The sequence below is a fragment of the Pantoea sp. Sc1 genome (assembly GCF_000255315.1).
Lineage (GTDB): Bacteria > Pseudomonadota > Gammaproteobacteria > Enterobacterales > Enterobacteriaceae > Pantoea > Pantoea anthophila.
Map to the genome: position 1 here is coordinate 3,607,114 of NZ_AJFP01000001.1, position 20,934 is coordinate 3,628,047.

Sequence of the window (20,934 nt, forward strand, 5' to 3'; positions counted from 1 at the left end):
CGAGCGGAAACACCCTATTGCAAATGCAAATAATTATCAATACTATTATTTATATCATTTATGTCACAGATTTCGTCTGTTCGAACGATGGCGCGTATGACCTGGTTAAACGAAGAAACCGGCAGTGAACGCTGGTGGCAACAGCAGCAGCAGCGGGGGATTCCGCTGATTGAACCGGGTGACGCGGGCACCTGTCAGGTCACCTTTTTCTGGCGCGATCCGCAGGGCGACACACAGAGATCGGACACCCGCCGCGTCTGGATCAACATTACCGGCGTGACCGATCATCATCATGCCGCCGCCCCTGTTTCACTCTCTCCGTTGCCCCACACCGATGTCTGGTGGTGGCAAACCACCCTGCCCGCTGACTGGCGTGGCAGCTACTTTCTCATCCCGGATGCGCAGGCCGAGCCGTTTACCGGCCAGAGCAATGTGCAGGCGTTACGGCAATGGTGGGGGCAGAAATTTCCGCAGGCGCAAAACGATCCGCTCAATCCGCTGCGAGGCTGGGCGGGCGGACGCGGCATGTCACACTCGCCGCTGCACCTGCCTCATGCGCCCGATCAGCAGGTCTGGCGGGCGGTCGATGAAGGCCGCGCAGCCGCAGTACCGCTGCAACACTTTCTGTGGCGCAGCAAACGGCTGGGAAACCAGCGTCAGATCTGGATCTGTGTAACCGGCGAGGCCGATGCTGGCGCGCGTCCGCTGGCACTGCTGCTGGATGGACAGTTCTGGGCGCACAGCATGCCGGTTGCCGGTCCGCTTCAGCAGCTCACCGCGGCAGGCGAACTGCCCCCGGCGGTCTATGTCATGATCGACATCATCGATCGTGAACACCGTACGCGCGAGCTGACCTGCAACCCTGACTTCTGGCTGGCCGTTCAGCATGAGCTGCTGCCGCAGGTTGCGCACCAGGCGCCCTGTCGTATCGACAGCGACCGCACGCTGGTGATCGGCCAGAGTTTTGGCGGCCTCGCTGCCGCTTACGCCACGCTGACCTGGCCCGACACCTTTGCCGGTGCCGTCAGCCTTTCCGGCTCTTTCTGGTGGCCCGGGCGCGACGATCCCAGCGGCTGGCTGCCGCAGCAGTTACAGCAGGGTCTGCTGCAGGCACCGCCACGGCGCTTTTATCTGGAAGCGGGTCGGCGCGAGCGGCTGATTCTGGCCGCAAATCAGCAGTTTCAGCGCGATCTGACCGATGCCGGACATCAGGTCAGCTATCACCCGGTGGAAGGCGGTCACGATGCACTCTGCTGGCGCGGCGGGCTGCTGACCGGCCTGAAAACCCTGTGGCCATCATCCTCATTCGCTTAACATCCGCCGCCTGCCCGCCACTACAGGGTGCCACGGGCAGAATCGGGGCGTCAGCGCGCTCCGCGATGGTGGTCAGGAGACTGATATGCAACAACCACACCCTTTTGACGACCCGCAGCAGGCGTGTCTGGTACTGAAGAACGATCGGCAGCAATACAGCTTATGGCCCACCTTTTGTGCGATCCCGGCCGGGTGGCAGCCGGTATGGGGCCCCGCGCCACAGGCACACTGCCTGACCTGGCTGAATGAACACTGGCACGATATCCGCCCCGTCACCGCAGAAGCCAGCCGGAGCGATCATGTCTGAATTCTCCCTGATACCACAGAAAACGCTGCCGCTGGTAGCTGCCCAGCCCGGTATCTGGATCGCTGACCAGCTCTCGCCCTATAGCAATGCCTACGCCGTAGCGCATTTTGTGGAACTGCGGGGCGCACTGGACAGTGCGCTGCTCTCCCGCGCTATCGTGGCGGGCATGCAGGAGGCGGACACCCTGAACATGGCCTTTGGCGAGCGGGACGGCGAGCCGCTGCAGTGGCCTGTCGCGCAGCATTTCCGCTTACCCGAGGTGATCGATCTGCGCGGCGCCGTCGATCCGCACGCCGCCGCGCGGGCGCGGATGCAGGAGGATTTGTCGGGCGATCTGCGGGTGCTGAGCGGTGCGCCGCTCTGCCATCACAGCCTGCTGCGACTGGGTGAGGAGCAGTGGTACTGGTATCAGCGCTACCATCATCTGGTCGTGGATGGTTTCAGCTTTACCGCCCTGACCCGCCGTATCGCCGAACTCTACAGCGCCTGGCAGCGCGGCGACACGCCGCCGCCGACGCCGTTTGTGCCGTTCAGCGAGGTGGTTGAGGAGTATCAGCGCTATCAGCAATCGGCAGCCTGGCAGCGCGACCGCCACTTCTGGCTGGAGAAAGGCGCAGCGTTACCTGCCCCCGCCTCCCTCTCCCCGCTGCCGCTGGCCGGTCAGAGCGCCAGCACGGATCTGCGGCGTCACAGCATCACGGTGGATCGAAGCGCCTTTCAGAAGCTGCTTGAGCACACCGGCCAGCAGAACCTCAGCGCGGCAGATACGGCCGTGGCGCTGGTGGCGCTGTGGCTGGCGCGTCTGACCGGTCAGAACGATTTTGCCGCCGGTTTCATCTTTATGCGCCGCATCGGCTCGGCGGCGCTCTGCGCCACCGGTCCGGTGATCAACGTGCTGCCCCTTGCAGTGCATTACGACCCGGCCCAGCCGCTGGCAGCTCTGGCGGCCCGGCTGGCGGGTGAAGTCAGAAAAATGCGTCGTCATCAGCGCTATGACGCAGAGCAGGTGCAGCGCGATCTGGGTCGTCACGGCGACAGCGATCCGCTTTATGGGCCGGTGATTAACCTGAAGATGTTCGACTACCAGCTCGATTTCGCCGGTACAGCGGGCATCACCCATCAGCTGGCGTCCGGCCCGGTTCGCGATCTGGAGATGGCTATCTATCTGAACGATCAGGGCGATCTGACGCTGGCGCTGCTGGCAAACGCGCAGCGCTACAGTGACGCCCTGGTGCAGCAGCATGCCCGCCGTTTTGATCGGCTGCTCTCCCAGCTTGCCAGCCAGCCCGCGCGTGCCTGTGGCGAGCTGGATATGCTGATGCCGGACGAGCACCGGCAGCTGGCGGCGATCAATCAGACCGCCGTGACGCTTCCCCCGGCCACGCTGAGCAGCCTGCTGCTGCTGCAGGCTGAACGAACGCCGCAGGCACCGGCGCTGGCCGATGCGTCGCATCAGCTCAGCTATCAGCAGATGCAGCAGCAGGTCGCCGCGCTGGGGCAGCAGCTGATCGCCCGGGGTGTGGCGCGCGGGGATATTGTCGCCGTGGCGCTGCCGCGCTCCGTGTTTTTATCGCTGGCGCTGCAGGCGATCGTCAGCGTGGGGGCCACCTGGCTGCCGCTCGACACCGGGTATCCCGACGACCGATTAAAAATGATGCTGGCAGACGCCACGCCGAAAGCGCTGATCACTCGCCGTGAACTGGCTGACCGGCTGGCGGCGCTCTCGCCGGTCACACCGCTGTTTTACGACACGCTGTTAACCCCCGCTGAGGCGATGCCGTCGCAGGTGCCCTCCCCGCAGGATGGCGCGTACCTCATCTACACCTCCGGCTCAACCGGGCGGCCAAAGGGCGTGCTGGTCAGTCACGCCGCGATCGTCAACCGCCTGTTATGGATGCAGGATCGCTATCCGCTGGGTCAGGAGGATGTGGTGTTACAGAAGACGCCGGGCAGCTTTGATGTCTCCGTCTGGGAGTTCTTCTGGCCCCTGATCGCCGGTGCGCAGCTGGTGATGGCGCCGACCGATGCGCACCGCGACCCGGAGGCGCTGAGGCAGCTGTTTGCCCGCTACCGCGTGACCACCACCCACTTTGTTCCGTCGATGCTGGCCGCCTTTGTCGCTGCGCTGCAGGACGAGGCGGCGGCAGCCTGCTGCGCCACCCTGCGTCGGGTCTTCTGCAGCGGTGAAGCACTGCCCGCCGCGCTGTCGCGTCAGTGGCAGACGCTGACCGGGGTGCCGCTGCATAACCTCTATGGCCCGACCGAAGCGGCGGTGGATGTCAGCTACTATCCGGCCTCCGGCGCAGAGCTGGCCGCCGTTGAAGGCGCCAGCGTACCGATTGGCTTCCCGGTCTGGAACACCGGCCTGCGGATCCTGGATGCCCGTCTGCAGCCGGTGCCGCCGGGCATTGCCGGCGATCTCTGGCTGACCGGCGTCCAGCTGGCGCACGGCTATCTGGATCGTCCCGACCTCACGGCCAGCCGCTTTGTGGCCGATCCCTGGGGTGACGGCACCCGGATGTACCGCACCGGCGACGTGGCACGCTGGCTGCCGGATGGCGCAGTGGAGTATCTGGGCCGCAGTGACGATCAGCTTAAAATTCGCGGACAGCGCATTGAGCTGAATGAGATCGATCTGGCGATGGCCGCCCTGCCGGGCATTGAGCAGGCGGTGACGCACGCGGCCGTGCTGGGCGGCGGCGGCGATCAGCAGGGTGATGCCCGACAGCTGGTCGGTTATGTCGTCGCCGATGAGACGATTGACGCGGACGCCCTGCGCCAGCGGCTGGCCACCCGGCTGCCCGCACACATGGTGCCGGTGGCGATTGTTCAGCTGGCGAGCCTGCCGCTCAGCAGCAACGGCAAGCTCGATCGAAAAGCCCTGCCGCTGCCACAGACCCAGGCCAGGATAGCCGGGCGCGCGCCCTGCCCCGGACTGGAAAGCACGCTGGCTCAGGCGTTTGCTTCGCTGCTGGAGCGCGAGTCGGTCAGCGCACAGGATGACTTTTTCTTGCTGGGAGGGCATTCGCTGCTGGCGATGCGTCTGGCGGCGCAGCTGCGCCGGACGCTGGATCAGCCGGTGTCGGTGGGGCAGATTATGGTGGCCCCTACGGTGGAACAGCTGGCGGCTCTGCTCAGCGGCCCCTCTGCCGGGGCGACCCGCGCCGGGTTTGAGACGGTATTGCCGCTGCGGCGCAGCACAGGCCCGACGCTGTTCTGTTTCCATCCCGCCTCCGGTTTTGCCTGGCAGTTCAGCGCATTAACGCGTTATCTGGACCCGCGCTGGTCCCTGCTGGGCATTCAGTCACCCGACCTCACCAGCCCGCTCAGCCAGGCGCAGCATCTTGATGCGGTGTGTGATGCTCATCTGGCGACGGTGCGACAGCAGCAGCCTCAGGGGCCTTACTATTTCCTGGGCTACTCGCTGGGCGGCACGCTGGCACAGGGGATTGCCGCGCGGCTGGAAGCGGAAGGCGAAACCGTTGCCTTCCTCGGGCTGCTCGACACCTGGCCGCCGGAAACGCAAAACTGGGATGCACGGCGCGGCGAGAACGTGCTGGATCCGGCGGTGCTGGAGGAGGTTAACCGCGAGCGCGAGCAGTTTATCGCGACGCAGCGTCAGCAGGCGGGTGAAGGTATGGAGGCGCTGTTCACCACCATTGAGCGCAATTACGCCCGTTCCGTGCGGCTGCTGGCCACGGCGCGCAGTGCCCGTTTCAGCGGACAGGCGACGCTGTTTCTGGCGCAACAGACGCAGCAGCCCGGTCAGGATGCACGTCGCGCCTGGGCACCTTACCTCGGCGGGCTGACGATCTGCCCGCTGGACTGTGCCCACGTAGAGATCGTCTCACCCCGCCTGTTTGAACAGATTGGTCCCCGCCTGCAGCAGATGCTGGCGTCGCTGAATCCGTAGCCGCCTTCTCCGGCGGAGAGGGTGCCGGTCAGCCTCTTCCGCACGGCACAATCATCGGGGTGCCGGCTACCGGATCGCGGATGATGACGCAGCGCAGGCCGTAGATCGCTTCAATCAGCGCTGGCGTCACAATCTCCGCCGGTTTCCCTTCAGCGATGATTTTTCCGTCACGCATCGCAATCAGGTGGCTGGCGTAACGGCACGCCTGATTAAGATCGTGCAGCACCACCACCAGCGTGCGGCCATGCTGCTGATTGAGATCCTGCATCAGCTCCAGCAGCTCAATCTGATGTGTAATATCCAGCCAGGTGGTGGGTTCGTCGAGCAGCAGTAACGGAGTTTCCTGCGCCAGCACCATCGCGATCCAGACCCGCTGCCGCTGACCGCCAGAGAGCGTATCTACCGGCTGGGCGGCCAGATCGGCCACCCCGGTGGCCTGCATCGCCTGTTGCACCGCCGCCTCATCTTCCTGTCGCCAGCGTCCGAACAGCGTCTGGTGCGGATAACGTCCGCGTGCCACCAGTTCACTGACGCTGATGCCCGCGGGCGCACTGGAACTTTGCGGCAGCAGCCCCAGCCGCCGCGCCACCTCTTTGGTGGCATACCGGGCGATCGTCTGACCATCCAGCAGCACCTCGCCCTGCAGCGGCGTCACCAGCCGGCTCAGGGTGCGCAGCAGCGTCGATTTCCCGCAGGCGTTAGGCCCGATAATGACGGTCAGTTCACCGTCGGGGATCGCGACCGAGAGATGCTCCGCCACGATCTTTTTGTCGTAACCCAGCGTCAGCGCCTTACCCTGCAAACGTATTTTCTCTCTCACTGGCGTCGCGCCTCCCGTATCAGCAGAGCAATCAGATAGAGTCCGCCCAGGCTGACGGTAATGACACCGACCGGCAGCTGATAAGGCAGGAAAAGGTGCTGTGCGGCGTAGTCTGCGGCGATTAACAGCAGCGCACCGCACAGCGCAGCCAGCGGCAGTGCGCCTTTGACTCCCCCGCAAAGACGCCGTGCAATCTGCGGCGCCAGCAGCGCAATAAAAGAGAGAGGCCCGGCCAGCGCGGTTGAGGCCGCGGTCAGGATCACGCCTGTCAGCATCAGCATGACGCGGCTGCGTTCCACCGGAACCCCTAAGGCGCAGGCGGTGTCATCACCCATCTCCAGCAGACGCATGCGCCGGGCCAGCATTCCCGTTGCCAGCAGCGCCAGCAGTAGCACAACCGTCACGGGAAGCGTCTTCGCCCAGGTGATGCCGTTAAGTGAACCGGCGCTCCAGAGCCCGGCGCTCAGTGCCGCCTCCAGGGAGGCGCTGATAATCAGCCAGCTGTTGAGCGCCATCAGCAGCGCCCGCACGCTGATGCCGACGATAATCAGACGAAAGGTCTCCACGCCGTTGCGCCAGCTGAACAGCCAGACCACCGCCGCCGTAAGCAGCCCGCCTGCCAGTGCCGCCAGCGTCAGGCCCGCCATGTTTTGCTGAAACAGCACCAGCGCGACCAGCACCCCGCTGTATGCTCCGGTGTTGAAACCGAGAATATCCGGGCTGCCCAGCGGGTTACGCAGCAGTGACTGAAAAATCGCGCCACTGACGCCCAGCGCGGCCCCCAGCAGCAGCGCCATCGTGACGCGCGGCAGACGCCACTCCAGCACAATCAGCTGAACATTGCGCGCCGCCTCCCCGCTGAAGAGCGTCCACAACTGCTGCACAGAGAGGGAGGGGGTGCCGCGTGTCAGCCCCATAAACGCCAGGATGCCGCAGGCCACCAGCAGTAAAAGCGCATTGATTATGATGCGTTTCATCACAGCCCTCTTCCCGGCCGGCGGCGAACCAGCACAATCAGCATCGGCGCACCGAGAATGGCGGTCACAATCGACACGCGCAGCTCGCCCGGCACCAGCAGCCGTCCCAGAATGTCGGCGGCCAGCAGCAGGCAGGGGGTCATCACAAGGGTTCCCGGCAGCAGCCAGCGATGGTCGCTGCCCAGCAGCCAGCGTGCCAGGTGTGGCGTCATTAAGCCGACAAAGGCGATGGGGCCGACAGCGGCCGTCGCCGCGCCGCTCAGCAGCGCAATCGCCAGCAGGCCCGTCAGCTGCGTTCGCACCACGCGGGTGCCCAGTGCGGTCGCCATATCACCGCCCATGCTCAGGCTGTTCAGTGAACGTGCCAGCAGCAGTGCCAGCACGCTGCCGACAGCGACGGCCGGCAAGGTAGCGCGCAGAATGGCGAAACTGCGGATATCCAGCGAGCCGCTATGCCAGAAACGCAGGTGATCGTAGATATCAGGGTTGAGCAGCGACAGCCCGGACGTTAATCCCTCCAGCACCGCACCCAGCGCTACCCCCGCCAGGGTCAGGCGCACCGGACTGACCCGACCGCCGCCCACGGCGCCGGTCAGCGCCACCAGCAGAGAGGCCAGCAGTGCACCGGCAAAGGCGAAGCCCAGCCAGTCAGCCGGGGAGTCTGCGCCGGCCAGGGCGATTCCCAGTACGACCGCAAAACCCGCACCGGCGTTAACCCCCAGAATGCCGGGATCGGCCAGAGGATTTCGCGTCAGGCTCTGCATCAGCGCCCCCGCCAGCCCCAGGCTGCATCCGGCCAGCACACCCGCCAGGGTGCGCGGCAGCCGGGCGTCACGCACGATGACACAATCGACGCGGGTGCAGTCGGTGAACAGGGCCTGAGTGACCTCATGGAGGGGAATGGATTTGGCGCCCAGCATCAGACTGAGCGCGAAAAGTAGCAACAGCAGCATCCCTGAACCTGCTATTGCGCGACATTGACGCATAACGTTTAAGCCTTCATCAGAAGAGTCACAGAGAAACCCATGCGATTAAGCGACCGATAAGCCTCATCATTTCTGCAGGTTATCCCGTCTCTCAGACGCCACGACCGTTAACAAACAGCGTCTCCAGCCGCGTCAGCAGATTGCTGGCGCTGTAGTAGTCAAGGCGGAAGCTATCCAGCCCCAGTGCATAGACCGCCCTGCTTTTTACTGCCGGGGTCTGCGCCAGGAAAGGGTTGCTCATCACCTGTGCAGTGGTGTTATCGTCGGCGGCAAACAGCAGGTAAGTCTGACCATTCAGGCCCGCCGCCAGATTTTCACCTGACAGCTGAAGAATATCTTTGCGCGTTCCCATACTGTGCCCGGCGTGAAGGCTGGCGGGCGGCGTCGCCAGCGTGAAGCCCAGCTGCTGCAGTAACCTGGCCTGCGCTGACGCTGCCGTCCACAGGTTCACGGCCCGCCCGTCGCCGTTCCAGACCATCGCGGAAACCGGCTGCGGCGGCAGCGTCAGCTTCGCCTTCAGCGCCTTTTCGCGTGCCTCAAAAGCGTTTATCCGTGCGGCCGCTTCCGCCTCATGCCCCGTCGCCTTGCCCAGCAGCGTCACCAGCTGCTGCCAGCTTTTATCGTCATAATTGACCACCAGCACCGGCGCAATTGCCGCAAGCTGATCGACCAGCCTGATGGCTGAATCGTTGCCGGTGGCGCTGACCACAATCAGATCCGGCGCTTCGGCAGCAATCGCTTCTGCACGGGGTTCGCCAATGTAGAGACGCTTCACGCCGCGCTGTTTCGCCACCGCGCCCCACTGCCGGAAATAGCCCTGCTCATCCGCCAGGCGACTGCCGGGGGCGGTGGCCCCGCTGGCGACCACCGGCGCATTAATGGCCAGCAGCGATCCGGTCAGGGTCACGCTGGTTGAGACGATTCGGATCGGTGCCTGCGTCAGGGTAAGATCGCCACTGGCCCCGGTAATGGTGCGCGGCCAGCCCGTCCCGGCCACCGCGCTGACACTGAGCAGGCTGCTCAGAAAAAACAGCACGATCGCTCTGCTAACCCTCTGTTTATTCATACGTTCTTTTCCACACTCGTTCAGATAAGGTCGGCGGCTGTTTATGCTGATCTGACCCGGAGCAGCAGCCGAAGCGCCGCATATGGATTGACAGATCCAGCCAATCCACGTAGCTTAACGCCTAATAATACAAATGATAATCATTATTAGTTATCTTATCATTTCCGGGTGAAAAGTATGGCCGAATCACGCGCATTTGAACATCCCCTGTTGCACGATTTTGCGGCACTCTGCCAGGGTTTCCTGTTTACCTCTCCCTGGCAAAGCCTCACCACACAGGGCTGCTTTACGACGCTGACCACGCCAGTCAGCCAGGGTGAACAGCTGACAGGGGATTTTCAGCAGCAGCTTCAGCACCACTTTACCTCGGCCAGAAAGCAGGGCATTGCGCACCCCATCGTGGCAGGCGCCATCCCCTTTGACGTGACGCAGCCCGCCGCACTGTTTATCCCGGAGTCCTGGCAGCGCTTTAACCGTGACGATCTGATCGCCCGGGCCTCACTGGCAGACGCCGATCTGCCTGTGATTCGCCGCCGTACGGCGTTGCCGGATCAGGCGCGCTTTACCGACATGGTGGCGCAGGCAGTTGCCGCCACGCGCCGGGGCGACCTGGAGAAAGTGGTGCTGTCGCGGCTGATGGAGATCGTGGCTGAACAGCCGGTTGATACGGCTGCTCTGATGCAGCGCATCGTGGTGCAGAATCCCGGCAGCTTTCACTTTCATCTGCCCCTGCCCGGCGGCGGCGCGCTGGTGGGAGCCAGCCCGGAACTACTGATTCGAAAAGAGGGCCGCCTGTTCAGCTCCTGTCCCCTGGCCGGCTCGGCCGCACGCAGCCGCGATCCGCAACGCGATCGGGCCTCCGGCGACAGCCTGATGCAGTCGGCGAAGGATCGTCATGAACATCAGCTGGTGACAGATGCGATGCGCGCCACCCTGCAGCCGCGCAGCCGTTTGCTGTCGATGCCTGAAACACCCTCTCTGCTGACCACGGCCACCCTCTGGCATCTCGCCACGCAGATCCGTGGCGAAGTGCTGGACGAGCGCGAAAATGCACTCTCCCTCGCCTGCCTGCTGCATCCGACGCCGGCGCTCAGCGGCTTTCCGCATCAGCGTGCGCAGGCCCTGATCCAGCGCCTTGAGCCGTTTGAGCGTCAGCTGTTTGGCGGCATCGTCGGCTGGTGTGACGATCGGGGCAATGGTGAATGGGTCGTCACCATTCGCTGCGGCACGGTGAAGGGGTCGCGGGTACGGCTGTTTGCCGGTGCGGGCATCGTGACGGACTCACAACCTGAAGCAGAGTGGCGTGAAACCGGCGTCAAACTCGACACCCTGCTTCGCGCTTTTGGATTGCAATAAAGGAACCTGCATGACGATCTCCTACAGCCGCTGGCCCGACGACCTGGCCGCCCGTTACCGTGAAAAAGGCTACTGGCTCGACCTGCCGATGACCGACATACTGGATCGCCACCGCGACAACGATAGCGTAGCGGTGATTGAGGATGACAGGCGATTGACCTACCGCCAGCTGGCGGCACTGAGTGACAACCTGGCGGCGGCGTTACAGCGGCGTGGCCTGAAACGGGGTGATACGGCGCTGGTGCAGCTGGGCAACGTGGCAGAATTTTACCTCACGCTGTTTGCCCTGTTTAAACTCGGTGTTGCGCCGGTGAATGCCCTGTTCAGCCATCAGCGCACCGAACTGACCGCCTACGCCAGCCAGATTTCGCCCCGCCTGGTGATTGCTGACCGCACGCATCCGCTGTTTGCCGATGACGCTTTTACTGCGCAGCTCCGCCGCGATCACCCTTCACTGCAACAGGTGATCCTGCGCCATGCCTCACCGCCGGAACAGAGCCTTGAAGCGCTGCTGGCCGAACCGGCCGGTGCGTTTATGGCCACGCCGACCGCGGGCGACGAGGTAGCCTTTTTCCAGCTCTCTGGCGGCAGTACCGGCACGCCAAAACTGATTCCGCGCACCCATAACGACTACTACTACAGCATCCGTGAAAGTGACGCGATCTGTGGCGTCACTGCCGACACCCGCTATCTCATCGCCCTGCCCGCCGCCCATAACTTCCCGCTGAGTTCGCCGGGCGCGCTGGGCGTCTTTTACGCGGGGGGACAGGTTATTTTGGCCGCCGATCCCAGCGCGACAGCCTGCTTTCCCCTGATTGAGAAACATCAGGTGACCGATACCGGCCTGGTTCCGCCTGCCGCCAGCCTCTGGCTGCTGGCACTTCAGGAATCGAACAGCAAGGCGGCACTGGCCTCCCTGCAGCGCATGCAGGTGGGGGGCGCTAAGCTGGGCGAAACGCTGGCTGCACGCATACAGCATGAGATCGGCTGCACCCTGCAGCAGGTCTTTGGCATGGCCGAAGGACTGGTGAACTACACCCGACTGGATGATGATCCGCAGACCATCCTCACCACACAGGGACGCCCGCTCTCCCCGGATGATGAGGTCTGGGTTGCCGACGAGCAGGGTCATCCTCTGCCCGTGGGGGCCACCGGTCGTCTGATGACGCGCGGCCCCTACACCTTTCGCGGCTACTACAACAGTCCGCAACACAACGCCGCCAGTTTCGACGAACGGGGCTTTTACTGTTCAGGTGACCTGGTTGAGATCACCCCTGACGGCAACCTTATCGTGCAGGGTCGGGAGAAAGATCAGATCAACCGGGGTGGCGAGAAGATCGCCGCGGAAGAGATCGAAAACCTGCTGCTGCAACACGCCGATGTGATCCACGCGGCACTGGTCTCCATGAGCGATCCGCTGCTGGGTGAAAAAAGCTGCGCGTTTATCGTCACCCGTCAGCCGGTAAAACCGGCGGCGCTGCGGCGCCACCTGCGTGAACTGGGCGTCGCAGAATTTAAGCTTCCCGACCGCATTACCTGCGTAGATGCCCTGCCACTGACCCCGGTCGGCAAGGTCGATAAAAAACGTCTGCGCCAGCATCTTGCCGATCAACACGCGTAAGCCCGATCCGTCCGGAGAATTTTTATGACTATTCCACAACTGACCTCCTATCCACTGCCCGCCGCCACCGAGTTGCCGAATAACCGGGTTAAATGGGCGCTGGAGCCGGGCCGGGCCGCCCTGCTCATCCACGATATGCAGCGCTATTTTCTCAGCTTCTGGGGAGAGAACAGCCCGCTGATTGAGCAGGTCGTCGGCAATATTGCCCGCCTGCGTCGCTACTGCAAAGCGCAGGGTATTCCGGTGTTTTACACCGCCCAGCCGATGGCGCAGAGCGATGCGGATCGCGCCCTGCTCAACGATATGTGGGGACCGGGCCTGAATAAACATCCCGACCAGCAGAGGATCGTGGCGGCGCTGGCCCCCGACGAGGACGACCAGGTGCTGACCAAGTGGCGCTACAGCGCCTTTCATCGTTCCCCGCTGGAGGCGATCCTGAAGGAGATGGGCCGCGATCAGCTGATTATTACGGGCGTCTATGCCCATATCGGCTGCCTGACCACCGCCACGGATGCCTTTATGCGTGATATTCAGCCGTTTATGGTGGCCGATGCGCTGGCTGATTTCAGCCGCGAGGAGCATATGATGGCGCTGACTTACACCGCCGGCCGCAGCGGAAAAGTGGTGATGACGGCTGATATGATGCCGGTCCCTCTCAGCAAAGCGGATCTGCGCGCGCTCGTCCTGCCGCTGCTGGAGGATGATGAGGTGCCGGAAGATGATGAAAACCTCATCGATTATGGTCTGGATTCGGTGCGCGTCATGGCGCTGGCGGCACGCTGGCGTCAGGTTCACCGGGATATCGACTTTGTCACGCTGGCGAAAAATCCGAGCATCGATGGCTGGTGGGCGCTGCTGTCGCGGGAGCTCACTCAATGAGCCACACCTTCGACTTCAGCGGTCGCGTTGTCTGGGTAACCGGAGCCGGTCAGGGCATTGGTTATCAGAGTGCGCTGGCCTTTCATCGGGCAGGCGCGCGGGTGGAAGCCTTTGACCTGCAGTTTGCGCGGCAGGATTATCCGTTTCGCTGTCATCGCCTGGATGTGGCCGATCCGGATCAGGTAGAAACGATCTGTCAGCACGTGCTGGCAACGCAACCGCGCATTGATGTGCTGGTCAACGCGGCGGGCATTTTGCGCGTCGGCGCCACCGATGCGCTCTCCTTCGCTGACTGGCAGGCGTGCCTGAACGTCAACGCGGGCGGCGCCTTTAACCTGTTTCAGCAGACGCTGCCGCGCTTTCGCCAGCAGCGCGCCGGGGCCATCGTCACCGTGGCGTCTAATGCGGCGCACGCGCCGCGAATTGGCATGTCGGCCTACGGCGCATCGAAAGCGGCACTGCGCAGCCTCTGTCTGACCGTGGGGCTGGAAATGGCCCCTTTTGGCGTTCGCTGTAACATCGTTTCACCCGGATCCACCGACACCGCGATGCAGCGCAGCCTGTGGCAGACCCCCGGCGGCGAGCAGGAAATGATCGCCGGTTTTCCGGATCAGTTTAAGCTGGGGATCCCGCTGGGCAAGATCGCGCAGCCGCAGGAAATTGCGGCCACCGTGCTGTTTCTCGCATCAGACCTGGCCAGCCATATGACCCTGCAGGATATCGTGGTCGACGGCGGCGCAACCCTGGGAGCCTGAAAATGTCTGCGATCTGGAAACGATCCTTCGACCTTCCCGCCCTGAATGCACTGGGCGAGCAGTCGCTGGTCGCCCATCTCGGGATCGTCTTTACCGTGATAGGCGAGGATTACCTGGAAGCGACGATGCCGGTGGATGCGCGCACGCACCAGCCATTTGGCCTGCTGCATGGCGGGGCCTCCGTGGTACTGGCGGAGTCGATGGGCTCTATGGCCGGGTATATGGCGGTGGAAGAAGGCAGCAGCGTGGTGGGTGTCGAAGTCAATGCCAGCCATCTGCGTGCGGTGTCAGCCGGGACAGTGCGGGGGATCTGTCGCCCCCTGCATCTGGGCAGACGCAGTCAGAGCTGGCAGATCGAGATCCGTAACGGCCGGGATCAGTTGTGCTGCAGTGCGCGACTCAGCGTAGCGGTGATGAGAAGCTGAAAAAATAAAGCCCCCCTTTCGGTCGGAAAGAGGGGCTTTGCCGGTCAGCCTGTGGCCGCGTCGTGGTTAGCGCTGATAGATAATTTCGACGCCTTCGTCGTCTTCATCATCCCAGTCGTCATCCCACTCTTCATCTTCCACTTCTGTCGCATTTTCAAGGGTTTCTTTGTGGTAATCGTCCCACATGAACTCCACTTTCTCCGGCTGCTTCTCTTCAAGCTCGGCTTCTTTCGGGTTGGCGTTGATGAAGCTCATCACATCCCAGCAGAGTTCGTTGACGCCGGTACGGCTGGCGGCAGAGATCAGGTAATACTTATCTTCCCAGCCCAGCGCCTCAGCGACCGCTTTGGCACGTGCCTGCGCTTCTTCTTCACCAATCAGGTCCACTTTGTTGAAGACCAGCCAGCGCGGTTTGTTGAACAGCTTCTCGCTGTACTTTTCCAGTTCGCCAAGAATGATGCGGGCGTTTTCAACCGGATCGCTTTCATCGATCGGATCGATGTCGATCAGGTGCAGCAACACGCGGCAGCGCTCCAGGTGCTTCAGGAAGCGGATCCCGAGACCGGCACCCTCAGCGGCGCCTTCAATCAGGCCCGGAATATCGGCCACGACAAAGCTCTGCTCGCTGTCCATACGTACCACGCCCAGGCTTGGCACCAGGGTGGTAAACGGATAGTCCGCCACTTTTGGCTTGGCGGCCGACACGGCGCGAATAAAGGTGGATTTACCGGCATTCGGTAAGCCCAGCATGCCGACGTCCGCCAGCAGCATCAGCTCAAGCTGCAGGTCGCGCTTTTCACCCGGGGTTCCCATGGTTTTCTGGCGCGGGCTGCGGTTCACTGACGATTTAAAACGGGTGTTGCCCAGGCCATGCCAGCCGCCTTTGCCGACCATCAGTTTCTGGCCGTGACGCGTCATGTCGCCTAAGGTCTCGCCGGTTCCCTGGTCGATAACCCGGGTGCCGACCGGGACTTTGATTTCGATATCTTTACCGCGTTTACCGGTACAGTCGCGGCTCTGGCCATTCTGCCCGCGTTCAGCACGGAACGATTTTTCGAAACGATAATCGATAAGGGTATTGAGGTTTTCATCGGCGATCAGATAAACGTCACCGCCGTCACCGCCATCACCCCCGTCAGGGCCGCCCTTCGGGATATATTTTTCGCGGCGGAAGCTGACGCATCCATTACCGCCATCACCCGCGACGACCAGAATTGTCGCTTCATCAACAAACTTCATTTTCAATCTCCGTCACACAATCGCCTGCAGCACTCTGCAGACGGGTCCGCCAGGGTCTTCTGCGCTGACCAGCGGCGGATAAATCAGGACTGGCTGTCGCCAGTGTGTACATAAAGTGTACAGCAAACTTCAGTGAGGCGTCGCTTTTACCGCGACAGAGCGCAGAATGTAAAAAGCCCCGCAGGAGCTGCGGGGCCTTTAATTCGTGCGTTCAGACGTTAAACGTCTGCGTCACGACAACCTTACTCAGCAACGATGCTGATGTATTTACGGTTGTTCGGACCTTTAACTTCGAATTTTACTTTGCCGTCTGCGGTAGCGAACAGGGTGTGGTCACGACCACAACCTACGTTGCTGCCTGCGTGGAATTTGGTGCCACGCTGACGAACGATGATGCTACCTGCCAGAACAGATTCACCACCAAAACGCTTAACACCCAGACGTTTTGCATTGGAGTCACGACCATTTCGAGTCGAACCACCAGCCTTTTTATGTGCCATTTGTCAGATCTCCTCTTACGCCGTGATACCAGTGATTTTCACATCAGTGAACCACTGGCGATGGCCAGCCTGCTTACGGTAGTGCTTACGACGACGAAACTTAACGATCTTAATTTTCTCGCCACGACCGTGAGCAACAACTTCTGCCTTGATCATACCGCCTGAAACCAGTGGCGCGCCGATTTTCACGTCTTCGCCATTAGCAATCATCAGAACCTGGTCAAACTCGATGGTTTCACCGGTTGCGATGTCCAGCTTTTCCAGGCGAACGGTCTGACCTTCGCTTACTCGGTGTTGTTTACCACCACTTTGGAAAACCGCGTACATATAAAACTCCGCTTCTGCGCTTGCCTTTTAGTTCATCAGGCGGCGCGCTAAATATTCACAATAGGGCGCGAATTCTACGCAAAACTCCAGAAGAAGACAAGAGCACTTTGCACACTCTTGCAGAAAAAAAACACAGGCTGAATGCAACCGTTTCTCAGGCTGAAAATTCAAGTACAATCAGTAACAGATTACCTGAACGCTGGCTGGGTAAAAGCACTTACCATGGCATAGATAACGAGTCATAGCTGAAAAGACGAATGAACTTAGAACAGATCAACGAATTAACCGCACAGGATATGGCTGCCGTTAACCAGACCATCCTCGACCAGCTGAATTCAGATGTCTCGCTCATCAACCAGTTGGGCTACTACATCATCAGTGGTGGGGGTAAGCGTATCCGTCCCATGATTGCCGTGCTCTCCGCACGCGCCATGGGCTACAAGGGCGACCTGCACGTGACCAATGCGGCGCTGATCGAATTTATCCACACCGCCACGCTGCTGCATGACGATGTCGTGGATGAATCCGATATGCGTCGTGGCAAAGCGACCGCGAACGCGGCGTTTGGCAATGCGGCAAGCGTGCTGGTCGGGGATTTTATTTACACCCGCGCCTTCCAGATGATGACCAGCATGGGGTCGCTGCGTATCCTGGCGCTGATGTCAGAAGCGGTCAACGTGATCGCTGAGGGCGAAGTCCTGCAGCTGATGAACGTGAACGATCCTGACATCACCGAAGAGAGCTACATGCGCGTGATTTACAGCAAGACCGCGCGCCTGTTTGAAGCCGCGTCGCAGGCTTCTGCGATCCTGGCTGACGCCACGCCGGAAGAGGAGAAAGCGCTGCAGGATTATGGACGCTATCTGGGTACGGCTTTCCAGTTAATCGACGATTTGCTGGATTACAGTGCGGACGGAGAGACGCTGGGTAAAAACACCGGCGACGACCTGAGCGAAGGGAAACCGACGCTGCCGCTGCTGCATGCAATGCAGAACGGCTCACCTGAGCAGGCGAAGATGATCCGCGAAGCCATTGAGCAGGGTAATGGCCGCCATCTGCTGGAACCGGTACTGGAAGCGATGCACCAGTGTGGTTCGCTGGAGTGGACCCGCACCCGCGCCGAACAGGAAGCGGACAAGGCGATTGCCGCTCTGCGCATTCTGCCTGAATCACCCTGGCGCAGTGCGCTGGAGTCGCTGGCGCATATGTCAGTTCAGCGCGATTTCTGATTCCCTACGGAGCCTCCCCGGCTCCGTTTCTCCTCCCCGCTCTCACTTCTTTATGTTCGCTCATTGCTGTTGCATGCCTTTTGCGGGCTGTCACACAGACCCGACGCTGACGCCAAATATTACTGGAAATTAATGGAAACTATTTGCTATAAAAAACGCTTACTTTCCAGATAACAGTAAAAAGGTAAGCCAACGTCCCGGTGGACGACACAAAGACAAGGAGAACGGGTTATGCAAAAAAGGATGGAAGACTGGCACCCGGCTGACATTATCGCAGCCCTGCACAAACGCGGTACGACGCTGGCCGCACTGTCACGCTCGGCCGGCCTCAGCTCATCAACACTCGCGAATGCGCTGACGCGCCCGTGGCCAAAAGGCGAATGGCTGATCGCCGAGGCGATCGAGGTGCATCCCAGCGAGATCTGGCCCAGCCGCTACTACGATCCTGACACGCACCGCCTGCTGGATCGCAAAAAACGTATCCGGATCCCCGCCGATCTTTCCGGCACGCCCTGAGATCGACAGGCGAAAAAAAACCAGCCCCGCAAAGGGCTGGTTCTTTCAGCGCATACCTGAGATTACTCTTCGCTGACGCGCTCGATATTCGCACCCATCGCTTTCAGCTTATCTTCGATATGCTCATAGCCACGATCGATGTGATAAATGCGATCGACGAATGTCGTGCCTTCTGCGATACAGCCAGCCAGAACCAGGCTGGCAGAAGCACGCAAATCGGTCGCCATCACCTGCGCACCGGACAGGGTTTCCACCCCGTGACAGATCGCGGTGTTGCTCTCGATCTCCGCATGGCCGCCCATACGAATCAGTTCCGGGATGTGCATGAAACGGTTTTCGAAAATGGTTTCGGTAATCACGCCGGTGCCTTCCGCCACCATATTCAGCAGGGTGAACTGCGCCTGCATATCGGTCGGGAAACCCGGGTGTGGCGCGGTGCGCACATTAACCGCTTTAGGGCGTTTGCCGTGCATATCGAGACTGATCCAGTCTTCGCCGGTTTCGATATCGGCACCGGCGTCACGCAGCTTAGAGAGAACCGCATCCATCGTATCGGGCTGAGCCTTGTGGCACATCACTTTGCCGCCTGAAATGGCGGCTGCCACCAGGAAGGTGCCGGCTTCGATACGGTCCGGCAGAACGCGGTAAACACCGCCGCCCAGACGCTCGACGCCTTCGATGGTGATCTTGTCGGTGCCTGCGCCGCTGATGCGGGCACCCAGCGTGTTAAGGAAGTTGGCGGTATCGACAATTTCCGGCTCCCGCGCCGCATTCTCAATCACGGTGGTGCCGGTCGCCAGGGTTGCCGCACTCATGATAGTGACGGTTGCGCCGACGCTGATCTTGTCCATGACAATCAGCGCGCCTTTCAGGCGGCCGTTGACAGATGCCTTGACGTAGCCCTCTTCCAGCTTAATCTCGGCACCCAGCTGTTCCAGGCCGGTGATATGCAGGTCAACCGGACGCGCACCAATCGCGCAGCCGCCCGGCAGCGAAACCTGACCCTGACCAAAACGCGCCACCAGCGGGCCCAGCGCCCAGATGGAGGCACGCATGGTTTTCACCAGATCGTAAGGCGCACAAAATACATCGACCGCGCTGGCATCGACATGCACAGAACCGTTGCGCTCCACCTTCGCACCCAGCTGGCTCAGCAGCTTCATGGTGGTATCAATGTCGCGCAGCTTTGGCACATTCTGGATCTCTACCGGCTCTTCAGCCAGCAGGGCAGCAAACAGAATAGGTAGCGCGGCGTTCTTCGCCCCGGAAATGGTTACTTCACCACTTAAGCGGGTGGGGCCTTGCACACGAAATTTGTCCATTAACACGGCTCTCAATTAACTAGCTAAAGATGGGACTCGCTTACCACGAGTGCACCACGCTGAGGGATCAGAAACCGTTGAGTTTACGGTCGCGCGCCCATTCAGCGGGAGTATAGGTTTTGATAGAGACAGCATGAATGCGGTTGTCCGCGATGTATTCCATCAGCGGCGCGTAGACAGCCTGCTGTTTTTTCACGCGGCTCAGCTCGCCAAACAGTTCGCCTACGGCGATCACCTGAAAATGGCTGCCATCGTTGCTCATCACATGCACTTCGTCTAAAGGCAGCGCTGCCATCAGCACGGCCTGAATTTCACTGTTTTCCATTGTGCTTAACTTCACTTAATAATAATAAGGCTGACATAGTAGAGGAAAGCGGCTGACTCTTAAATACGCAAAAGCCCCTGTTGAAAACAGGGGCTTAGCATAACAAGCGGAAATCAGGAGCTTTTATCCGCAGAAACAATAATCTGTTGCAGATTGTAAAGCGTAATCAGCGACTGCAGTTTGTCGCTGATACCGGCAAAGCGCGGGGTGCTCCCCTGCGCCCGTGCGATTTCCCGCAGGTGCACCAGCAGAGCGAGGCCGGAAGAGTCAACCCGGTTCAGCGCCGCGACGTCGATCGTCTCGACGCCGCGAATCAGCGTTTCACGCTGCTGCCAGAGGCCCATCAGGGTGTCGCGATCCAGCTCGCCTTTCAGTAATAGCGTGCTGGCTTCGCGCTCCCAGCGTAACGATTCGTGCATTATTGTTGTTTATCCAGCGTGATTGGCTGTGACGCAGACGATTTGAGCTGCGCCGTCAGACCATCGATACCTTTGGTCCGTAACAGATCGCTCCACTCATTCTGTTTGGTGGTGATCATGCTGACGCCTTCGGCAATCATGTCATAAGCCTGCCAGTTGCCAGTCTGGCTGTTTTTACGCCACTGAAAGTCGAGGCGAACCGGCGGACGGCCATTAGGATCGATGATAGTGACGCGAATCGCCACAATTTTGGCGTCGCCCAGCGGCTGCTCAGGCTGGATCTGGTAGCTCTGGCCGTTGTAGAGGGCCAGTGCCTGGCCATAAGCCTGAGCCAGATAGTCGCCAAAAGCGCTGAAATAGGCCTCGCGCTGAGCCGGTGTTGAGTCACGATAGTAGCGACCCAGCACTAATGCGCCCGCATATTTGATCTGCACGTAAGGCAGCAGTTCCTGACGCACAATCTGACGCAGGTAGTTGGGGTCCTGCTTGATTTTCGGCTGCTCATTTTTAAGACGGCTGAAGGTCTTTTGCGCCGCTTCGTTCATCAGCTTGTAGGGATTGCTCTGGTCGGCTGCCGTTGCCGTCAGCGGAACCGCAACCACCAGCATGGCAATCATCAGTAAACGTTTAAACATGGT

The 20,934-nt window shown here is 61.0% G+C and carries 21 protein-coding genes; 10 read left to right on the plus strand and 11 right to left on the minus strand.

The genetic code is table 11. The features are described 5' to 3' along the window. The first annotated feature begins 87 nt into the window (after positions 1-87). The 3 genes from fes (at position 88) to S7A_RS16740 (ending at position 5,534) form a co-directional block, all read left to right on the plus strand. Entirely contained in the window at positions 88-1,314 is a 1,227-nt protein-coding gene (gene fes / locus S7A_RS16730) for an enterochelin esterase (RefSeq protein WP_009092431.1), read from the plus strand. An 85-nt stretch (positions 1,315-1,399) separates the two neighbouring features. After that, complete coding sequence (locus S7A_RS16735; protein WP_009092432.1) at positions 1,400-1,621, plus strand: MbtH family protein; 222 nt, start codon at positions 1,400-1,402, stop codon at positions 1,619-1,621. Next, positions 1,614-5,534 carry an enterobactin synthase subunit F gene (locus tag S7A_RS16740; protein ID WP_009092433.1) on the plus strand — a complete coding sequence of 1,307 codons (3,921 nt, stop codon included), beginning with the start codon at positions 1,614-1,616 and terminating at the stop codon, positions 5,532-5,534. Before S7A_RS16735 ends, S7A_RS16740 begins: the two co-directional genes overlap by 8 nt. A gap of 28 nt (positions 5,535-5,562) precedes the next feature. Here S7A_RS16740 and S7A_RS16745 read toward each other — a convergent pair whose 3' ends face one another. From S7A_RS16745 to fepB, 4 genes are all read right to left on the minus strand, one after another. Then, positions 5,563-6,354, minus strand: a complete 792-nt coding sequence (locus S7A_RS16745) for an ATP-binding cassette domain-containing protein (RefSeq protein WP_033736428.1) — start codon at positions 6,352-6,354, stop codon at positions 5,563-5,565. After that, positions 6,351-7,331 (minus strand): iron-enterobactin ABC transporter permease, encoded by a 981-nt coding sequence (gene fepG / locus S7A_RS16750; RefSeq protein WP_009092437.1) that lies wholly within the window; start codon positions 7,329-7,331, stop codon positions 6,351-6,353. The genes S7A_RS16745 and fepG overlap by 4 nt, the downstream gene beginning before the upstream one ends. Beyond that, entirely contained in the window at positions 7,331-8,317 is a 987-nt protein-coding gene (gene fepD / locus S7A_RS16755; RefSeq protein ID WP_083837637.1) for a Fe(3+)-siderophore ABC transporter permease, read from the minus strand. Before fepD ends, fepG begins: the two co-directional genes overlap by 1 nt. 91 nt (positions 8,318-8,408) lie before the next feature. Then, entirely contained in the window at positions 8,409-9,383 is a 975-nt protein-coding gene (fepB, locus tag S7A_RS16760; protein WP_009092439.1) for a Fe2+-enterobactin ABC transporter substrate-binding protein, read from the minus strand. Between the two features lie 177 nt (positions 9,384-9,560). Here fepB and S7A_RS16765 point away from each other — a divergent pair, with 177 nt between their 5' ends. From S7A_RS16765 to S7A_RS16785, 5 genes are read left to right on the plus strand one after another with little or no spacing between them, the layout of a single operon-like run. After that, positions 9,561-10,739, plus strand: a complete 1,179-nt coding sequence (locus S7A_RS16765) for an isochorismate synthase (protein WP_009092440.1) — start codon at positions 9,561-9,563, stop codon at positions 10,737-10,739. Between the two features lie 10 nt (positions 10,740-10,749). Then, positions 10,750-12,360, plus strand: coding sequence for a (2,3-dihydroxybenzoyl)adenylate synthase (locus tag S7A_RS16770; protein ID WP_009092441.1), 1,611 nt, complete (start codon positions 10,750-10,752; stop codon positions 12,358-12,360). Between the two features lie 24 nt (positions 12,361-12,384). Continuing rightward, positions 12,385-13,239 (plus strand): isochorismatase family protein, encoded by an 855-nt coding sequence (locus S7A_RS16775; RefSeq protein WP_009092444.1) that lies wholly within the window; start codon positions 12,385-12,387, stop codon positions 13,237-13,239. Further along, positions 13,236-13,994, plus strand: a complete 759-nt coding sequence (gene dhbA, locus S7A_RS16780; protein WP_009092445.1) for a 2,3-dihydro-2,3-dihydroxybenzoate dehydrogenase — start codon at positions 13,236-13,238, stop codon at positions 13,992-13,994. Before S7A_RS16775 ends, dhbA begins: the two co-directional genes overlap by 4 nt. 2 nt (positions 13,995-13,996) lie before the next feature. Next, the gene (locus S7A_RS16785) at positions 13,997-14,419 is read left to right on the plus strand and encodes a hotdog fold thioesterase (protein WP_009092446.1); all 423 of its coding nucleotides are present in this window, start codon (positions 13,997-13,999) and stop codon (positions 14,417-14,419) included. 66 nt (positions 14,420-14,485) lie between these two features. On the opposite strand, the gene cgtA is transcribed toward S7A_RS16785, so the two are convergent. From cgtA to rplU, 3 genes are all read right to left on the minus strand, one after another. Continuing rightward, positions 14,486-15,658, minus strand: coding sequence for an Obg family GTPase CgtA (cgtA, locus tag S7A_RS16790; protein WP_009092447.1), 1,173 nt, complete (start codon positions 15,656-15,658; stop codon positions 14,486-14,488). Positions 15,659-15,900: 242 nt separating this feature from the next. After that, a complete protein-coding gene (rpmA, locus tag S7A_RS16795) occupies positions 15,901-16,158 on the minus strand; it encodes a 50S ribosomal protein L27 (protein WP_009092448.1) in 258 nt (85 codons plus the stop codon). 15 nt (positions 16,159-16,173) lie between these two features. Further along, the gene (gene rplU, locus S7A_RS16800; protein ID WP_008925416.1) at positions 16,174-16,485 is read right to left on the minus strand and encodes a 50S ribosomal protein L21; all 312 of its coding nucleotides are present in this window, start codon (positions 16,483-16,485) and stop codon (positions 16,174-16,176) included. A gap of 257 nt (positions 16,486-16,742) precedes the next feature. Here rplU and ispB point away from each other — a divergent pair, with 257 nt between their 5' ends. Both ispB and S7A_RS16810 read left to right on the plus strand, forming a co-directional pair. Next, positions 16,743-17,714: an octaprenyl diphosphate synthase gene (gene ispB / locus S7A_RS16805; protein WP_009092450.1), complete on the plus strand. Its 972-nt coding sequence runs from the start codon at positions 16,743-16,745 to the stop codon at positions 17,712-17,714. Between the two features lie 231 nt (positions 17,715-17,945). Next, positions 17,946-18,230, plus strand: coding sequence for a helix-turn-helix transcriptional regulator (locus S7A_RS16810; protein ID WP_033736431.1), 285 nt, complete (start codon positions 17,946-17,948; stop codon positions 18,228-18,230). Between the two features lie 62 nt (positions 18,231-18,292). Here S7A_RS16810 and murA read toward each other — a convergent pair whose 3' ends face one another. The 4 genes from murA to mlaC all read right to left on the minus strand — a co-directional run bounded on the left by murA (position 18,293) and on the right by mlaC (position 20,931). Then, the gene (gene murA / locus S7A_RS16815) at positions 18,293-19,552 is read right to left on the minus strand and encodes a UDP-N-acetylglucosamine 1-carboxyvinyltransferase (protein WP_009092454.1); all 1,260 of its coding nucleotides are present in this window, start codon (positions 19,550-19,552) and stop codon (positions 18,293-18,295) included. Between the two features lie 67 nt (positions 19,553-19,619). Then, positions 19,620-19,877, minus strand: coding sequence for a BolA family iron metabolism protein IbaG (gene ibaG / locus S7A_RS16820; RefSeq protein WP_009092456.1), 258 nt, complete (start codon positions 19,875-19,877; stop codon positions 19,620-19,622). 113 nt (positions 19,878-19,990) lie between these two features. Then, positions 19,991-20,296: a lipid asymmetry maintenance protein MlaB gene (gene mlaB, locus S7A_RS16825; protein WP_009092457.1), complete on the minus strand. Its 306-nt coding sequence runs from the start codon at positions 20,294-20,296 to the stop codon at positions 19,991-19,993. Further along, complete coding sequence (gene mlaC / locus S7A_RS16830; RefSeq protein WP_009092458.1) at positions 20,296-20,931, minus strand: phospholipid-binding protein MlaC; 636 nt, start codon at positions 20,929-20,931, stop codon at positions 20,296-20,298. Before mlaC ends, mlaB begins: the two co-directional genes overlap by 1 nt. Positions 20,932-20,934: the final 3 nt, after the last annotated feature.

Excerpts from the sequence above, each read along its gene's own strand:
- fepG (WP_009092437.1), bottom strand. The coding sequence starts at position 7,331 with ATGAAACGCATCATAATCAATGCGCTTTTACTGCTGGTGGCCTGCGGC.
- fes (WP_009092431.1), top strand. The coding sequence starts at position 88 with ATGGCGCGTATGACCTGGTTAAACGAAGAAACCGGCAGTGAACGCTGG.
- ibaG (WP_009092456.1), bottom strand. The coding sequence starts at position 19,877 with ATGGAAAACAGTGAAATTCAGGCCGTGCTGATGGCAGCGCTGCCTTTA.
- S7A_RS16810 (WP_033736431.1), top strand. The coding sequence starts at position 17,946 with ATGCAAAAAAGGATGGAAGACTGGCACCCGGCTGACATTATCGCAGCC.
- dhbA (WP_009092445.1), top strand. The coding sequence starts at position 13,236 with ATGAGCCACACCTTCGACTTCAGCGGTCGCGTTGTCTGGGTAACCGGA.
- S7A_RS16775 (WP_009092444.1), top strand. The coding sequence starts at position 12,385 with ATGACTATTCCACAACTGACCTCCTATCCACTGCCCGCCGCCACCGAG.
- fepB (WP_009092439.1), bottom strand. The coding sequence starts at position 9,383 with ATGAATAAACAGAGGGTTAGCAGAGCGATCGTGCTGTTTTTTCTGAGC.
- mlaB (WP_009092457.1), bottom strand. The coding sequence starts at position 20,296 with ATGCACGAATCGTTACGCTGGGAGCGCGAAGCCAGCACGCTATTACTG.
- S7A_RS16785 (WP_009092446.1), top strand. The coding sequence starts at position 13,997 with ATGTCTGCGATCTGGAAACGATCCTTCGACCTTCCCGCCCTGAATGCA.
- ispB (WP_009092450.1), top strand. The coding sequence starts at position 16,743 with ATGAACTTAGAACAGATCAACGAATTAACCGCACAGGATATGGCTGCC.
- fepD (WP_083837637.1), bottom strand. The coding sequence starts at position 8,317 with ATGCGTCAATGTCGCGCAATAGCAGGTTCAGGGATGCTGCTGTTGCTA.
- S7A_RS16765 (WP_009092440.1), top strand. The coding sequence starts at position 9,561 with ATGGCCGAATCACGCGCATTTGAACATCCCCTGTTGCACGATTTTGCG.
- S7A_RS16740 (WP_009092433.1), top strand. The coding sequence starts at position 1,614 with ATGTCTGAATTCTCCCTGATACCACAGAAAACGCTGCCGCTGGTAGCT.
- rpmA (WP_009092448.1), bottom strand. The coding sequence starts at position 16,158 with ATGGCACATAAAAAGGCTGGTGGTTCGACTCGAAATGGTCGTGACTCC.
- S7A_RS16735 (WP_009092432.1), top strand. The coding sequence starts at position 1,400 with ATGCAACAACCACACCCTTTTGACGACCCGCAGCAGGCGTGTCTGGTA.
- mlaC (WP_009092458.1), bottom strand. The coding sequence starts at position 20,931 with ATGTTTAAACGTTTACTGATGATTGCCATGCTGGTGGTTGCGGTTCCG.
- murA (WP_009092454.1), bottom strand. The coding sequence starts at position 19,552 with ATGGACAAATTTCGTGTGCAAGGCCCCACCCGCTTAAGTGGTGAAGTA.
- rplU (WP_008925416.1), bottom strand. The coding sequence starts at position 16,485 with ATGTACGCGGTTTTCCAAAGTGGTGGTAAACAACACCGAGTAAGCGAA.
- S7A_RS16770 (WP_009092441.1), top strand. The coding sequence starts at position 10,750 with ATGACGATCTCCTACAGCCGCTGGCCCGACGACCTGGCCGCCCGTTAC.
- cgtA (WP_009092447.1), bottom strand. The coding sequence starts at position 15,658 with ATGAAGTTTGTTGATGAAGCGACAATTCTGGTCGTCGCGGGTGATGGC.